This is a genomic window from Pseudomonas syringae, from assembly GCF_001698815.1.
In the GTDB taxonomy this organism is placed as follows: Bacteria; Pseudomonadota; Gammaproteobacteria; order Pseudomonadales; family Pseudomonadaceae; genus Aquipseudomonas; species Aquipseudomonas syringae_A.
Map to the genome: position 1 here is coordinate 350,840 of NZ_LGSI01000020.1, position 15,478 is coordinate 366,317.

Here is a 15,478-nt window from a genome sequence, read left to right on the forward strand (position 1 = left end):
AAAGGGATTTAAGTTGCGTGCAAAAACACTCTATGAAATTTTGAAATGGTAATTTCCGCGCAACCTTTCGGTAAGTGGCCAACAGCAGCAACCCATGAGCGCAGCATCGGAAAAGCCAGTACGATCCAGAACGGAAAATGTTTTCCGGAGGAGCCCACAACGCGCGGCTTCAGCAGCTGCAGCAGTAGCCCGGATCGTTCAATCATAAAGCCAAGTGCCATCAGAGAAAGTCTGGTTCGGTGCAACGCCAGCAACGTTCGCTCAGTGGCGAAGAACACGCGTGCATCGCTCAGGTCGGACATCAAGCACAGAATCGGTAATGGCGCAGTGCCCGGTAGTCGGGTCACTGACAACATAGCTGTAGGTATACGTGCGGAGTCAAAGAAAGCTTCTACAGGTGGTTTCATGGTGGAACGCTCTCTTTGATATACAAAGTACAGCGCTGATCTATCAACGGGCTTTCATGACGATCTCCCGATCAATATCTGCGCCGGGTCTCCAGCGCAGTAAAAAACAACATGCCGACCAGCATGGCCAACATGAACACGATCACTTGCCAGCGGCCTGTCAGCAGAATTGCCACTGCGGGGCCAGGACAGATGCCCGCTATTCCCCAACCGATGCCAAACAACAGGCTCCCGCCAATCAAGCGCGGGTCCAGTTCACGTTTGATTGGTAACTGCATTGGCCTTCCCAGCAGCGAGCTGGAATGTTGGCGCGCCCAACTTAGCGGGCCAACGGCTATGCCAATTGCCCCAACCATGACCAACGCCAAGGAAGGGTCCCAAGCGCCAGTTAAATCCAGGAAAGCCAGTACTTTGCTCGGATTGGCCATGCCCGCCAGAAGCAGACCTAAGCCGAACAGCAGGCCAGCAATGAATGCAGTCAGTTTGATCATGTCCAATCCCCCAGTAGATGGCGCAAGACAAACACCGTGGCAAAACCACTGAACATGAAACACCCAGTGGCGACCAACGATCGCGGCGAAAGGCGAGATATGCCGCAAACTCCATGGCCACTGGTACAACCTGAACCGTACCGTGTGCCAATACCCACCAATACACCGGCGACGATCAGTCCAAACCAGCCCGTCTGGAACTCAATCTGCGGCAGCGTGGCAAACAAGCCCCATAGAAACGGCGCGCCTAGCAGGCCCAGGAGAAAAAGTGCTTTTTCACTCACCCCCTCGCTCCCGCGCTGTAAGAGACTGCCTATCAAACCGCTGATGCCTGCGATACGCCCGTTGGCGACGACGAATAGACTGGCCGCCAGGCCAATCAATGCGCCGCCCGCAAGAGACGACCAGGGAGTGAAGTTGAGCCAGTCGATATTCATGAGGCTTCTCCGGCGCAAAATTGTTGATACAGGGTTTGGATGACTGCCAATGCTGCGGGACTGCTGATGCGATAGAACACCTGCTTTCCGTCACGGCGGGTCTCCACCAGTCCTTCGCGGCGAAGCACGGCCAGCTGTTGAGAGAGAGTCGGTTGATGTATCCCCAGCAGTGACTCCAGATCGCTGACATTGCGCTCACCTTGGGATAGCTGGCATAGGAGGATCAAACGATCCGGATTGGCCAGGGCTTTAAGGAATTGGCTGGCAGCATCGGCATTGGCGTGTAACTGCTGGAGATCTAATTCGGGCACAGGATTGATCGCTAATTAGTCAGTTTATTAAACTATAGTATATAAAAAGATATAGTGTTTGGCGGCACTGATTTCATACGTCAGCCAACTCAGGTTTCGCCATCCACTCACGGCCCTTAAGCATTGCTTTCCAATATGACGGTGGAAGAATCCGCTCTTTGAGCAGCCACGCCAGCCTTGATGGCCGAGTACCGTGAATCAACCAGGACGGGAAGCTGGGGGCGACCTTGCCGCCATAGGTGAACTCAGCCAGCACGATCTTGCCGCGTTGAACGGGTGATGCCTTGCCTTTGATTGCCGTTGAGCTGGGCAGTCCAACTGCGCAACGCGCTGGCCGTGGGTTCGACGCGCGAGTGCTGCGCGTAGTCGACGATTTGGGCTGCGGCATGCGCACCTTCCACAGTTGGCCACCGTCCTGATTCACTGACTTGATCTCACCATGTGAGAGCATGGCACCCTTCGTTGTACCAATGCTTGCTGCTGTTTTGCCCACGGAGTAAACCTTGGGTAACGACCGCCGCAGGAATGCCCATGTACCCGCACATCTCGCAAGTCGATAGCGATCATCCACTACCCAAAAGCGCCGATGTGGTGATCATCGGGGGTGGAATTGTCGGGGTTTGTACGGCCTACTTTCTGGCTGAACGCGGTGTCTCGGTGGTGTTGGTGGAAAAAAGTGGTATTGCCCACGAACAGTCCTCACGCAACTGGGGTTGGGTTCGCACCATGGGCCGTGATGTCGCCGAGATCCCGTTGGCAATCGCCAGTCTGAAGCTGTGGGACGGCTGGGCCATGCGGCTGCGGCACGACACTGGCTTTATTCGCGCCGGCATCCTCTACGCCTGTGAGTCCGAGCAGGAAATCCGCGACAAGGAGTCATGGCTGGCGCAGGCCAAACCCATGGGTGTTGAAGCCGAGTGGCTAGATACTGCGCAGATTGCTGCCAGACTTGGGACCAAGGGCCCGCTTTCCTGGAAGGGCGCGCTGTACACCGCCACCGATGGACGCGCCGAACCCGACATCGCCACTGCAGCCATCGCCGAAGGCGCCCGTGCGCTGGGCGCCAGATTCTTCACCCGCTGCGCCGCACGGGGCCTTGAAACAGAAGCTGGCCGAGTCAGTTCAGTGGTCACTGAGCTGGGGGAAATCAAGTGCAAGACGGTCGTCCTGGCGGCAGGTGCCTGGTCGGGTCTGTTCTGTCGCAATCTGGGGGTTCGACTGCCGCAGCTGCGAGTGCTCGGTTCAGTGATGCGTACTGCGCCGCTATCGGGTGGCCCGGAATGCGCCGTGGCCACTGAAAAGGTGTCGTTCAGAAAACGCGCCGATGGTGGCTATACGGTCGCGATGCGCAACGCCAATATCGCGCCATTGGTGCCTGACAGCTTTCGCTACTTCCCGGATTTTCTGCCGATGGTCAAGGCGCATCATCAGGAGTACCGGTTACGAGTTACGGGTCAGAGCTGGCAGGAAATCAATACGCCTGACCGCTGGGGAAACGATCAGCCGACGCCGTTCGAGACCCAGCGCATTTATGACCCAAAACCCGTCGACGCCTTTCTTGATCAGGCGCTGAAGATGCTTGCCGAACTGTTTCCGGTCTTTGCCGAGGCCAAAATTGAGCAGCGCTGGGCGGGCTTGATCGACGTGACGCCGGACATCATCCCGGTGATGGATGAAGTGGAATCGATCCCCGGGTTTTACCTTGCTACCGGCTTTTCCGGGCATGGTTTCGGGATCGGACCCGGCGCCGGGCATCTGATGGCGGATTTGATCACTGGCGATCAACCGCTGGTCAGTCCAATGCCGTTCCGTTTTTCGAGATTTGCTCGATGATCCCCTTGGTCCGCGGTGCGTCCGAGCGGCGTGCTCAGCCGCTGGGCAATGGCATCGGCCTCGCACTGCATAGCCTCCACCAGCCGCAGTTGATAGGTCTCGGTCAGACGCGACGTCGGCAGGGCACTGCTCAATGCTCCCATCGGTGCGCCTTCCTTATCTCGAATCGGCACAGCGACGCCGGTGTACAGCGGGAGAATCTTGTCGCTCAGACCACAGGTGTAACCCTGACGACAGAACTGGTTTATCGCCTCGCGCACTTGTGCAGCAGAGATGCCGTACTCACGCAGCAGCCGCGGGGCATTGTGGTTGAGGATCTCATTGCGCTTGGCGGTCGGCATGTTGCTCATCAAGGCCAGCGAGCCTTGGCCGACGCCACTCAGTACCCGGGAACCTACGCAGTGCGCAAAGCTTTTGGTGGGGTTGCCGCCCTCCTGGATTTCCAGGCACAGCGCGTAATAGCCGTCCTGCACGAACAGAAAGAAACTGTCCTGGAACGCCTCCGAGAGCCGCATCAACGCTGGCCGGGCCTGTTCTCGCAAGCCGCCGGTATTACCTGCCTGGGCACCCAAGGTCAGCAGCTCGTAGCCCAGGAAATAATGGCCGCGCAGACGCGGCAGACGCACGAATCCGTAAGACTTCATGGCTTTGAGCAGACGATACAGCGTCGCTCGGCTCAACCGGGTTTCGGCGCTGAGGGTTTCGATGCTCGCACCCAGCTCTCCACGGGCGGCAATGGCCTGAAGTATTTCAAAGGAACGGTCCAGCATTTGCGTCCCTTGGGTACTGCAACGTTGCACTCGGGGTAGTGATGATTCGGTTTGGGGCATGTTTGCATCTCCCTGAAACAGGCGATTGCTGGTTCATGGTCAGCCTGGAGTGAGGGTCAGTGCACAAAGTGATGGTCGCCGGGCTCTGGCCAATCATTGCTGTGCAAGTTTCAGGCCTTGGGTATTTCCAGGAGGTATCGGCCTGGCGTGATTCACCTTTTTGCCGCGCATCCGGATGGCTGCACGTGTGACTGATTTGAAGGAGAACATCCATGCAGCAACAACGCGTCGCTCTGATTTCCGGTGCCAATCGCGGGATTGGTGAAGCGATTGCCAGGCAGTTGGCGAGCAACGGCTGGTGCGTGTCGCTGGGCATGCGTAAGCCGACGGCGGCGGCCTGGCGCGACACCGATTCCGTCCAGGTCGTGGCCTACGACGCCACCGACGTGGGTGCCGAAGCTCGCTGGGTTGCCGCTGCGCTGGCGCGCTTTGGGCGCATCGATGCTGTCGTCGCCAACGCGGGCCTGATGATCCGTAAAACCGTGGTCGAAGCCGATGAGGCCGACATGGACGCGCTGCTGGAGGTCAACGTCAAGGCGCCGCGCCGACTCGCCGCCACTGCATGGGATGCCCTGAGCATCAGCGGCAGAGGGCGGGTGATCATCATGGCGTCGCTGTCGGGCAAGCGTGTCAAATCAGCCGGCTCAAGTCTGTATTCGGTCAGTAAATTCGCCGCACTGGGCCTGGCTCACGGTCTGCGCCACAGCGGTTGGGATTTGGGCATTCGTGCCACTGCGATTTGTCCGGGCTTCGTCGCCACCGACATGGCCCGCAGCCTGAGCACCCGCGAGGACTCGCAGATGACAGCCCCCGCCGACCTGGCTTTGCTGATCAATACCCTCCTGGACCTGCCCAACGAAGCGAGCGTCGCGGAGTTGAATATCAATTGCCAACTGGATGACAGCTACTGATGCCTGGACCGCGTGTTGTACCCGTGCAGAGTGACGAACAGCTTCCTGATCGCGTGGATGTGGTGGTGATCGGTGGCGGAATCATTGGTGTATCGACGGCGCTGGAATTGGCCGAGCGGGGCTTGAAAGTGGCGCTCTGTGAAAAAGGCGGCATCGGTCATGAGCAATCAAGCCGTAACTGGGGCTGGGTGCGCATTTCCCGTCGCGACCCTCGCGAGCTGCCGTTAATGGCTCACGCCCTGCCGTTGTGGGACGGCCTGGCCGCGCGCATTGGCAAGGATGTCGGCTATACCCGCGCTGGGATTCTGTTCACCTGTGCTGATGACAAAAGCTACGAAGAGCACGAACGCTGGAAGCGCAATCTGGAAGATTACCCGGTCAGCGCGCGGATGGTCTCCGGTGCGGAATTAGGCAGCCTGTTGCCAGAGGTCAATCGCTTGCAGGTCAAGGGTGCCCTGTATACGCCGGATGACGGTCGGGCCGAACCGCAGCAGGCGGCACCGGCGATTGCCGAGGCGGCTCGGGCCAAAGGGGCGTTCATTCTGACCGAGTGCGCGGTACGGGGTATCGAACGCTCAGCAGGACGTGTCAGCGGTGTTATCACTGAACGTGGGCCGATTGCCTGTTCGTCGGTGGTACTGGCGGGCGGCGCCTGGTCCAGCCTGTTCTGCTCGCCTCTGAGCGTGCACTTACCGCAGTTGAAGGTGCTCAATTCGGTGATCCGCACTACGCCCGTGGAAGGCGGACCGCAATCAGCCATCTGGACCACCGATTTTGCCGTGCGCAAGCGTCAGGATGGCGGCTACACCGTCGCTTCGGGGCATGAAAACATCGCTGACATCGTGCCGGACTCGTTTCGCCACGCAAGGCAGTTCTGGCCTGCGTTCAAGCACGAACATGCCTCGTTGTCGCTGCGCCTCGGCCAGCGTTTTTTCCAGGAAGCGGTGTTGCCTCGGCGCTGGGCACTGGACGAAGCGAGTCCGTTTGAATACCGCAGGGTGCTCGATCCGGTTCCTTCCATCCGTCAATCGAACCGGGCACTGGAGAGCCTGACCAAGGCGTTCCCGGTGTTCAGCAACGTCCGCGTTGCGCAGCGCTGGGGCGGCATGATCGACGTCACGCCTGATGCGGTGCCGGTTATCTCGGCCGTGGACGCGGTGCCGGGTTTTTTCATTGCCACCGGTTTCTCCGGCCACGGCTTCGGCATCGGGCCTGCGGCGGGGCGGTTGATGGCCAATCTGGTTACTGGCGAGACGCCCATCGTCGACATCAAGGCGTTTAGCTTGTCGCGCTTTAGCGACGGCTCGATCCCTAAACCCATTTCCGGATTTTGAGAGGGCCCGACAGCACGCTCGGCACATCACGCAGCAGCCAAGAAGCTCGATTGAACGAGCCAGGTTTTATCGCTTACACGACTTCAGGCGCAAGCCACCTGCCTTCATTTCTACGGGAGCTTCAGCATGTCGCAGCGCGATGATTCGGAAAAAGGTAACAGTCTGCTCAATCCTACTCGCCGCCAGGCGCTGGCGATGGCGATTATTGGTGCGGCCGGTGTGATGTTGCCTCTGGGGCGCTCTGGTCAGTCCTTTGCGGCGATGAAGGCCACAGCGACCGGCCAGGTCATCATTGGGTTGTCCCAGGAACCGACTGTCTTCAACCCGCACATGCCCCACATCGAAGTGGACGAAGGTATTCACTGGAACGTCTTCGATCCGCTATTCGGAATATCCCCGAGCGGCGAATTCACCCCGGCGCTTGCCGTGGAAGTCCCCACCGTGGCCAACGGCGGTATCTCGGGCGACGGTTTGCAGTGGAAGGTCAAGTTACGCGATGACGTCAAATGGCACGACGGCAAACCCTTCACCGCCGAGGATGTGAAATACACCCTTGAGCTGATTGTTGCACCGAACTTTCGCAGCGGTCGCCGCGCCGGTCATGATCTGGTGCGCGATATCACCGTGGTTTCCCCCACTGAAATCCATTGGCGGATGGAGAAGTCCTACGCCCCATATGCGTCGATTCTGTCGTGGACGTTCATGGTGCCCAAGCATGTTCTGTCAGCCGCAGCGGACGTGAACAGCGCGCCCTTCAATAATGCGCCAATTGGCACCGGACCATTCAAATGGGCCAGCCGTGTGGCAGGCGATCACATCCAGCTCAAGGCCAATTCTGACTACTACGGCACGGGTGCGCAGATCGACAGTGTGATTTTCAAGTACATCCCTGACCTGACCGTGCTCTATACCCAGTTCAAGACCGGCGACATCGACGTCACCGCGATGCAGGGCATCACCCCGGATCACTATGAAGAAGCCAAGGGTCTGGCCGAACGCAAGGTGGTGATCCTGCCGGTGGCGACGGTCGAGTCGGTGGCGTTGAACATGGAGCGCCCGCAGTTCAAGGATCCGGCGGTACGCAAGGCGTTGTACCTGGCCATCGATAAGAAAACCATCATCGATGAGCTGTATTACGGCCTGGTACTGCCCACCGAAACCTACATGCCGCAGCAGTCGGCCTACTACAACCCCGACCTGCCCAAGCAGAGTTTCAATATCGATGAGGCCAACAAGATTCTCGATCAGGCCGGCTGGAAGCCGGGTGCTGGCGGTATTCGAGAAAAGGACGGGGTGCGTCTGTCATTCACTAACTCGACCACAGCCGGTAACCAGATCCGCGAGCAAGCGCAGCAGTTCATGCAGCAAACCTGGCTGGCCATCGGCGTCGAGATGAAAATTTCGAATCTGCCGCCGGCGGTCATGTGGGGTGAGTACTGGATGCAGTCGAAATTCGATTCAGTGGTGGTGGGCATCAACTTCCTGACCGGTGCCGATCCCGACACCCGTGATTATTTTGGGTCTACGTCCATCAGCGCCAAGGGTGGCGCCGGGCAGAACACCACGCAGTACAGCAATGCCAAGGTCGATGCATTGCTGGCTCAGGGCGCATCCCTGCAGGATGTGGCCCAGCGTAAGGCTGTGTATGTGCAGGTTCAGCAGATCATCCGTGACGACCTGCCGATCCTGCCGCTGTTTCAGTACGCCTACGTGCGTGGTTACAAATCAAAGCTCAAGGGATTTGCCGGCAACATCAACCTGCGCATCGAACCGTGGAACGTGAACACCTGGTCCTGGACCTGATTGTCCGCCAGCGCCCGGCACGTTCGCCGGGCGTAGTTCTGCTTTCAGAAGGAATACGCTATGCCCCAATACATCCTCAATCGTCTGGGCCAGAGCGCAATCGTCCTGGTGCTGGTGTCACTGATCGGTTTCATCGTACTTAACCTGGCGCCCGGCGGGCCGATGTCACAGTTTGCCATGAACCCCGGCATGAGCCAGGCCGAACTCGACCGCATCGCCGAACAGATGGGCCTCAATCGCCCGCTGATGGTGCAGTATGTTGAATGGTTCACGCGGCTGTTCATCGGCGATTGGGGCCATTCATTTCGTGATGGCAGGCCAGTGCTCAGCGTCATTGGCGGTCATCTGCCGGCCACGCTGCTATTGATGGGGACGGCCACCGTGCTCTCGGTGATTGTCGGAACCTGGGTGGGGGTGCTTGGCGCGGTGCGACGGTATTCGGTGTTCGACACTCTGGCCACGGTGGGCGCGATGGTAGCGTTGTCGATTCCAACGTTCTGGTTCGGCCTGGTGGCGATCTTCTTTTTCTCCCTGTATCTGGGCTGGTTGCCAGCGGGGAACATGTACACCATTGGCGATCAGTCGGTGGGCGATTATGCGATCCACTTGATTCTGCCGGTGGCGGTCCTTGCTCTGGTCAACGTGGCGATCTGGAGCCGCTACATGCGCTCGGCGACCCTGGATGTCATCGATCAGGACTTCGTGCGTACCGCCCGCGCCAAAGGCTTACCGTATCGACGGGTGCTGACTCATCACGTCATTCGCAACGCCTTGCTGCCGATGATTACCCTTGCGGGTCTGCAAATTCCCACGATTCTCGGCGGCGCGCTGGTGACCGAAACGGTGTTCACCTGGCCGGGCATGGGCCGGTTGTTTCTCGACAGCCTGGGTTACAGCGATTACCCGGTGATCATGGGCATTCTGATGTTCTCGGCGATTCTGGTGCTGCTCGGCAACCTGCTTGCCGATCTGCTGGTGGGTGTTGCGGACCCTCGCGTCCGACTCGGTTAAAGGAGCACTGCATATGACCACCTCTGCGACCTATCTGCCGTCCTCCGGCCGCCTGGCCTGGTTCAGCAACCCGACCCTGGCGCGTTTCATGCGACACAAACTGGCGGTGCTCGGCGTGGTGATGATCACGCTGCTGGTCCTGGCCTGCGTGTTCGGGCCCTGGCTGCTGCACTACAACGACCTGTCCATCGACATTCGTAATCGTTTTTCGCCGCCGCTGACCGGCAACCATTACCTGGGCACCGATGCCCTGGGCCGCGACACGGCGGCACGCCTGCTCAACGCCGGGCGGATATCGTTGACGGTGGGTTTCTTCGCGATGCTGATCAGTACCGTCATCGGCACCTTGATCGGTGTGGTTGCCGGGTACTACCGAGGCTGGATCGGCGCGGCGTTGATGCGATTCGTCGATGCTTTTTTATCGTTCCCCAGCGTGTTCCTGGTGCTGGTACTGGCGGCCTTCATCAAGCCCAGCCCGATGATGATCACCCTGATCATTGCCGTGACCAGCTGGATGGAGATCTCACGTATCGTCGAGGCCGAAATTCGTTCGTTGCGCGAGCGTGATTTCACGCTGGCTGCGCGCATGGTGGGCGCGAGCAATCGGTGGATCATGTTTCGTGAGCTGGTGCCGAACGCCATCGGTCCCATCATCGTCGCCGCTACCCTGACCATCGCCAACGCCATTTTGCTGGAGGCGTACATCAGCTTCCTCGGTTATGGCATTCAGCCGCCGCTGCCAAGCTGGGGCAACATGCTCAACGCGGCCCAGCAATACCTGGGCAAAGCCCCGTGGCTGGCGATTATTCCTGGCCTGGCGATCACCCTGGCGGTGACCAGCTTCAACTTCATCGGTGACGGTCTGCGCGATGCGCTGGACGGCAGGAGTGACCTGAAATGAACGCAGACGAAAAGATCAGCGTGTCTCACCTCAGCGTCGCCTTTCGCAGGGGCAGCGGCTATGTCCCGGTAGTGCATGACATCAACTTCACCATCCGCGCCGGGGAAACCCTGGCACTGGTGGGCGAGAGCGGTTCCGGCAAGAGCGTAACGAGCCTGGCGATGATGAAACTGCTGGCGCAGGCGCCCAAGACCCGCATCGAAGGCAGCGCAGTGGTGGCCGACAGCAGTGGCAATATGATCGATCTGGTGGCGATGAGCGAACAGCAGATGCGCCATGTGCGGGGCAACCGGGTGGCGATGATTTTTCAGGAACCGTTGACCTCACTGAACCCGGTGCACAGGGTTGGCGATCAGATTGCCGAGGCCATTCGCTTCCATGAGCACCTGAGCAAAACCCAGGCGCGAGCCAGAGCCCAGGCGTTGCTGGAGCAGGTCGGCATCCCTGAACCCGCGCAACGTATGGAGTGTTTTCCCCATGAGCTCTCTGGCGGGATGCGTCAGCGGGTGATGATTGCCATTGCCCTGGCCATGGAGCCGGACGTGTTGATCGCCGATGAACCGACCACTGCGCTGGATGTCACGGTGCAGGCGCAAATCCTCGATCTGTTGCGCACGCTGCAAAAGAAGAACGGCATGGCGATTTTGTTCATCACTCATAACTTCGGGGTGGTGGCGGAAATTGCCGACCGGGTGATGGTGATGTATGCCGGCCGTATCGTGGAGCAGGGCAGTGTTGCCCAGGTGCTGTCGTCGCCGCGCATGCCTTATACGCGTGGCTTGCTTGCCGCCGTACCGCGCTTCGAACACGCCGGGCTGGGGCAGGGTGATCTGGGAACGATCCCGGGTTTTGTTCCCGACCCGTCGGCACCTCCAGGCGGTTGCGCGTTCCATCCGCGTTGCGCCTTCAGCATCGCTGGACGTTGCGACAGTCAGGCGCCTGAGCTCGAAGAGGTGGAACCCGGACACCACTTGCGTTGCGTGCGCTGGCAGGAATTGCCGGCCACCCTTGAATATGCGTCCTTTGAGACTGCCTTGGGAGGTGCGTGATGAAACAGCCACCCTTGATCGAAGCCATCGGCCTGAAGAAATACTTTCCGGTGCGCAAAAAGCTGTTCGTCAGCAGCCGTGGTCGTGACGCCAATCTGGTGCGGGCCGTGGATGGCGTCGATTTATCCATTGCCCGTGGCGAAGTGCTGGGTCTGGTCGGAGAAAGCGGCTCGGGCAAAAGCACCCTGGGCCGCAGCCTCATGATGCTCGACCCGCCTACAGACGGGCATGTCGTGTTCGATAACACGGAAATCACCCCGTTCAACGATCGCTTGCTCAAACCCTGGCGCAAGCGCATGCAGATGGTGTTCCAGGACCCTTACGGCTCGCTGAATCCACGCATGACCGTGGCCGAGATTCTTGGCATGCCCCTACGTTTTCATTCCAAAGAGCTGGACGCCCTGGGACGCCGGGAAAAAGCCGAGCAGGCCCTGGAAACCGTGGGCTTGCCCAGCCAGTATCTGGACCGCTATCCCCACGAGTTTTCCGGTGGCCAGCGCCAGCGCATCGGCATCGCCCGAGCCTTGACCCTGGAGCCGGAATTCATCATGGCCGATGAGCCGGTGTCGGCGCTGGATGTATCGGTTCAGGCGCAGGTGCTCAATCTGTTTTCGCGCATTCGCCAACAAATGAACCTGACGATGCTGTTCGTCACCCATGACCTGGCTGTGGTCGGGCATATCGCAGACCGCGTGGCGGTGATGTACCTGGGGCGCATCGTTGAAGTGGCGCCGACCCGCGAGTTGTTCAGCAACCCACGCCATCCCTACACCGAAGCGTTGATGTCGGCGATCCCGATGCCGGACCCGGGTCAGCGGCGCCAGCGCATTGTGTTGCAGGGTGATATTCCAAGCCCGATTTCACCGCCTTCCGGCTGTACCTTTCGTACCCGTTGCCCCTACGTGCTGCCCGCGTGCAGCCTGGAACGTCCGTCGCTACGCATGATCGGGCCGGGGCATGGTACGGCCTGTATCCGTGATGATTTGTCGTTGATCTCGCCCCTCAACGAACAGCGCGAGACGCTCTGTGAAACGGTGCGTCGGGAGAGTGCCGTATGAGGTTCTCCGACTTCGACACGTCACTGTGGTTTGCAACCGCTGCGGCGCCGATAGCGACGCTGGCGTTGAATGAGCGCCTGGAAGCCGATGTGTGCATCGTCGGCGGCGGTTATACCGGGCTGACAACCGCGCTGGAATTGGCGCGCAGCGGGGTGCGCGTGGTGTTGCTGGAAGCCGAAGGAATCGGCTTTGGCGGTTCCGGGCGTAATGCGGGCCACTGCACACCGACGTTTCACCATCATTCGATCCCCCCAGATTCGCCAATTGCTGGGGCCTGAGCGCGGCGAGCGGTTGATCGCCCGACAGACCGGTGCCAATACGGTGGTGGCCGATTACATAGAGCGCTACAACATCGACTGCGAATGGCAGCAGAACGGCTATTTGATGGCGGCACATACGCCCAGCGCCATGGCACGCCTGGCGCTGAAAACCGAGCAGTACAATGCGGTCGGCCAGCACACCCGGTTGCTGGAGTGTGAAGAGGCTTGCGCAATGACCGGCAGTCAGCGCTTGCACGGTGGTTGGTTGCATCCGGCTGGCGGGCATCTCAATCCGCTGGGTTATGCTCGAGGCTTGGCGCGAGCCGTGGTGCAAGAGGGTGGTCGGGTGTTTACCCAGTCACTGGTGAGCAATGTGGCCCGCCAGGGCGACCGCTGGCAGATCAATACCGGTAATGGCCTGGTGTTGGCCGACAAAGTGATTTTCGCCACCGGAGCATACTCCCGTCTGGGCTGGCCGGGGCTGGACCAGACGTTCCGCATCCAAAAGGTGTTTGTCGCGGCCACTGAGCCATTGCCTGAATCGGTGCGTCGTGAAGTGCTACCGCTCAACACCACAACCCATGACGGGCGCGGCGATATTTTTGTCTACAAGTACAACGCCGAAGGCCGCATCGTGGCCTCGATGTTTCCCCTGGGAAGACGGGGCCGCGACATGGCCTTCACCCGGCAGGTCATGGGCGAGCGGCTGCACTGGTTGCATCCGCAAATCCCCAGGAGCGTACGCTGGGATTATTTCTGGATGGGTGAACTGGACATGCAGCGCCAGACCATTCCGCGTCTGTATGGGCTGGCGCCGGGGGTTGTTGCCCTGACCGGGTTGTCCGGTCGAGGCGTGCCCACCGGCAGTATGCTGGGCGGCATTCTCGCCGACTGGGCAAGAGAGGTGCCCGCTGACGAACTGGCGCTCCCCATCGAACCCATAAGCGCCGCACCACCTTATATGGGCATTGCACCGTCATTGGCGCTTCGCTATTACCGTTGGCGCGACAACCGCGCGGCCAGGCACGATGGCGTCGAGTTGCCGCCGTACCATTGAGGCTCAAAGGCGCCCACCGAGGTGTTAATCAGCGACATCCCTCAAGCGGGGGCAGCCGATCCAGAAACGTGTCCAACGTCACCGGATAGTTACCACTACTACCTTTGCTGAGGAGCAGTGAGTCATTGTGGTGACGCCCCGACAGGGGGTTGCTGCGGTTTTTAATTGTCGTGAAGGCGTTGCCGACATGGAAGGGCAAGACCATCATCGATGTGACCAATGCCTACGGCGTATCCCCTGAGGAACTGGGCGATCAGCCTTCTTCCAGGGTCGTCGCGCAGGCCTTCACGGGTGCAAGGCTGGTCAGGTGCTTCAATCATTTGGGTGCTGCCGTCCTTGGTCAAGATCAGGCCGTACAAGGTGGCAGGAGAGTCGTGTTCCTGGCGAGCGACGATGACGGTGCCGCAGCAGAGATTGGTGCGCTTGCGGAAAAACTCGGTTTCTCGCCGATCCAACTTGGCGGGCTTTCGGAAGGTGGGCTGCTAGTGCAGGCGCGGGGAAATAGCTGGGGTCAACTGATCTTCAAGGACCTGGTCAAGTTCGACTGATGAATCGTGATCGCAAATTTCGATGCGATCCTGCCGCGTGGGCAATGGGCAGCCACAGTTTGATTGACGCGAGGGCGACGCCGGTAGTAAGCCTCGCTCCGATCATCTGGCATGCGCTCGCTTATGGGTCTGCTTGATGTCTTCGAGCTCGGGGAGGCGTTGCGCTGCCGTTCCTGCACGCGGACCTGTTCCTGGGTGAGCTGCGGCGGTGGTCCTTGCCCCTTGCCCCGCCTGGTGTGGCAGCCTTCCTGGCTTCAGAGCTTTTGCTAGGTTGGTTAGTGGGATGCTGACGCGTTGCTCCTGAAAAGCGATTTCCTGAGCAGCCATGTCATGAGCAGACTCAAAAACAGCATCCCTGATATTAAAGTTGGAAAAGCGATCCACCATGGATATTTCGCCGTCATCATGCTGAACTCGGACATGCCGCCGATGCTCGCGATGAGATTCAGAGGCAAGAACACTACGTTCACAACGGTAAGGTTACGAAGGGTGGCATTCATACTGTTGTTCGCCATATTGCCTCGGGCATCCATCAGAGAGGCGAACACGGTGGAATAGATCTTGGCCTGTTTGTAGCACTGATCGTTCTCGATCATCAGGTCGTCCAGCAAAGCGATGACCTGGGCGGGAAATGCATTTCTTTTAGCATGGTTATGCAAACGGTCAAGCACGGCTCCGTTGCTTTGAATCGCGTTGATGTAATAGATCAGGCTTTCGCTCAGATTGAACATTTGCAACAGGTGCTGATTATCAAGAGATGTGTCAAATTTCTTATGCAGTTCCCGAGCAATAAGCTTGATAACTCGCAGGTGGCCAAGGTAGTGATGCACGCTGTGGAATAGCAGGTTGATGAGTATGTCCAGCGGGTTGTTCAACGGCCGATGGGTGCCATCAGGGCTGAGCAATGAGTTTCCTGCAGAAATAACGACCAAGCTATCAGAGGAGAATAAAAGGCCAAATGAGGAAACCTCAAATGACATGGTCGCAGCGCCCGTGTAGCTTTCGGGGCGCTTCCAGATGAGGAATAATTGGCCATCATGGAATTCGATTCGCGAGACTTCATCGGGGTCTAAAGCGGAGTCCAGCATATGTGCATCGACTTGAAACTGCCGATGCAAATAGGCCCGCTCTTCTTGGGTTGGGTCAGTACATAACAGCAGAGGCGCTTCCCCAGCCGCCGTCTCGTTCAATTTACCGTCGATAAGGCTATAGCGCTCGATCATTACGTCGCCTCTAC

General features: G+C 59.1%; 17 protein-coding genes and 2 pseudogenes. 11 read left to right on the forward strand and 8 right to left on the reverse strand.

Annotated features, from left to right (window positions below):
- Positions 1–8: 8 nt before the first annotated feature.
- From AFK24_RS06330 to AFK24_RS29725, 6 genes and pseudogenes are all read right to left on the reverse strand, one after another.
- Positions 9–302, reverse strand: a complete 294-nt coding sequence (locus AFK24_RS06330) for a DUF202 domain-containing protein (protein ID WP_065832415.1) — start codon at positions 300–302, stop codon at positions 9–11.
- Positions 292–407, reverse strand: a pseudogene (locus tag AFK24_RS31870) (MBL fold metallo-hydrolase); the annotation flags it as partial. The gene AFK24_RS06330 and the pseudogene AFK24_RS31870, both read right to left, overlap by 11 nt.
- A 71-nt stretch (positions 408–478) precedes the next feature.
- Complete coding sequence (locus tag AFK24_RS06335; RefSeq protein ID WP_065832416.1) at positions 479–898, reverse strand: DUF6691 family protein; 420 nt, start codon at positions 896–898, stop codon at positions 479–481.
- Complete coding sequence (locus AFK24_RS06340) at positions 895–1,335, reverse strand: YeeE/YedE family protein (RefSeq protein WP_065832417.1); 441 nt, start codon at positions 1,333–1,335, stop codon at positions 895–897. The genes AFK24_RS06335 and AFK24_RS06340 overlap by 4 nt, the downstream gene beginning before the upstream one ends.
- Entirely contained in the window at positions 1,332–1,646 is a 315-nt protein-coding gene (locus tag AFK24_RS06345) for an ArsR/SmtB family transcription factor (RefSeq protein ID WP_065832418.1), read from the reverse strand. The genes AFK24_RS06340 and AFK24_RS06345 overlap by 4 nt, the downstream gene beginning before the upstream one ends.
- Positions 1,647–1,719: 73 nt before the next feature.
- Positions 1,720–1,920 (reverse strand): annotated as a pseudogene (locus tag AFK24_RS29725) (NAD(FAD)-dependent dehydrogenase); the annotation flags it as partial.
- A gap of 257 nt (positions 1,921–2,177) precedes the next feature.
- Between AFK24_RS29725 and AFK24_RS06350 the strand changes: the two are divergent.
- Positions 2,178–3,479 carry an NAD(P)/FAD-dependent oxidoreductase gene (locus AFK24_RS06350; protein WP_205884856.1) on the forward strand — a complete coding sequence of 434 codons (1,302 nt, stop codon included), beginning with the start codon at positions 2,178–2,180 and terminating at the stop codon, positions 3,477–3,479.
- Here the strand turns inward: AFK24_RS06350 and AFK24_RS06355 are convergent.
- Positions 3,428–4,309, reverse strand: a complete 882-nt coding sequence (locus AFK24_RS06355; protein WP_080482053.1) for an IclR family transcriptional regulator — start codon at positions 4,307–4,309, stop codon at positions 3,428–3,430. The genes AFK24_RS06350 and AFK24_RS06355 overlap by 52 nt on opposite strands.
- Positions 4,310–4,521: 212 nt before the next feature.
- On the opposite strand from AFK24_RS06355, the gene AFK24_RS06360 reads away from it, so the two are divergent.
- The 10 genes from AFK24_RS06360 to AFK24_RS06400 all read left to right on the forward strand — a co-directional run bounded on the left by AFK24_RS06360 (position 4,522) and on the right by AFK24_RS06400 (position 14,241).
- Positions 4,522–5,220 carry an SDR family NAD(P)-dependent oxidoreductase gene (locus tag AFK24_RS06360; RefSeq protein WP_065832421.1) on the forward strand — a complete coding sequence of 233 codons (699 nt, stop codon included), beginning with the start codon at positions 4,522–4,524 and terminating at the stop codon, positions 5,218–5,220.
- Positions 5,220–6,554 carry an NAD(P)/FAD-dependent oxidoreductase gene (locus AFK24_RS06365; RefSeq protein WP_065832422.1) on the forward strand — a complete coding sequence of 445 codons (1,335 nt, stop codon included), beginning with the start codon at positions 5,220–5,222 and terminating at the stop codon, positions 6,552–6,554. The genes AFK24_RS06360 and AFK24_RS06365 overlap by 1 nt, the downstream gene beginning before the upstream one ends.
- Positions 6,555–6,680: 126 nt before the next feature.
- Entirely contained in the window at positions 6,681–8,357 is a 1,677-nt protein-coding gene (locus tag AFK24_RS06370) for a peptide ABC transporter substrate-binding protein (RefSeq protein WP_065832423.1), read from the forward strand.
- Positions 8,358–8,417: 60 nt separating this feature from the next.
- The gene (locus AFK24_RS06375) at positions 8,418–9,368 is read left to right on the forward strand and encodes an ABC transporter permease (RefSeq protein ID WP_065832424.1); all 951 of its coding nucleotides are present in this window, start codon (positions 8,418–8,420) and stop codon (positions 9,366–9,368) included.
- Positions 9,369–9,381: 13 nt separating this feature from the next.
- Positions 9,382–10,269 (forward strand): ABC transporter permease, encoded by an 888-nt coding sequence (locus tag AFK24_RS06380; RefSeq protein WP_065832425.1) that lies wholly within the window; start codon positions 9,382–9,384, stop codon positions 10,267–10,269.
- Positions 10,266–11,318 (forward strand): ABC transporter ATP-binding protein, encoded by a 1,053-nt coding sequence (locus tag AFK24_RS06385; RefSeq protein ID WP_065832426.1) that lies wholly within the window; start codon positions 10,266–10,268, stop codon positions 11,316–11,318. Before AFK24_RS06380 ends, AFK24_RS06385 begins: the two co-directional genes overlap by 4 nt.
- Complete coding sequence (locus tag AFK24_RS06390) at positions 11,318–12,376, forward strand: ABC transporter ATP-binding protein (RefSeq protein WP_065832427.1); 1,059 nt, start codon at positions 11,318–11,320, stop codon at positions 12,374–12,376. The genes AFK24_RS06385 and AFK24_RS06390 overlap by 1 nt, the downstream gene beginning before the upstream one ends.
- A complete protein-coding gene (locus AFK24_RS31805) occupies positions 12,373–12,654 on the forward strand; it encodes an NAD(P)/FAD-dependent oxidoreductase (RefSeq protein WP_205884857.1) in 282 nt (93 codons plus the stop codon). The genes AFK24_RS06390 and AFK24_RS31805 overlap by 4 nt, the downstream gene beginning before the upstream one ends.
- Positions 12,584–13,693 carry an NAD(P)/FAD-dependent oxidoreductase gene (locus tag AFK24_RS06395; RefSeq protein WP_205884858.1) on the forward strand — a complete coding sequence of 370 codons (1,110 nt, stop codon included), beginning with the start codon at positions 12,584–12,586 and terminating at the stop codon, positions 13,691–13,693. Before AFK24_RS31805 ends, AFK24_RS06395 begins: the two co-directional genes overlap by 71 nt.
- A gap of 149 nt (positions 13,694–13,842) precedes the next feature.
- Positions 13,843–14,241 (forward strand): NADPH-dependent F420 reductase, encoded by a 399-nt coding sequence (locus AFK24_RS06400; protein WP_240500347.1) that lies wholly within the window; start codon positions 13,843–13,845, stop codon positions 14,239–14,241.
- Between the two features lie 275 nt (positions 14,242–14,516).
- Here the strand turns inward: AFK24_RS06400 and AFK24_RS06405 are convergent, their stop codons facing one another.
- Positions 14,517–15,464 carry a magnesium transporter CorA family protein gene (locus AFK24_RS06405; RefSeq protein WP_065832428.1) on the reverse strand — a complete coding sequence of 316 codons (948 nt, stop codon included), beginning with the start codon at positions 15,462–15,464 and terminating at the stop codon, positions 14,517–14,519.
- Between the last annotated feature and the right edge of the window lie 14 nt (positions 15,465–15,478).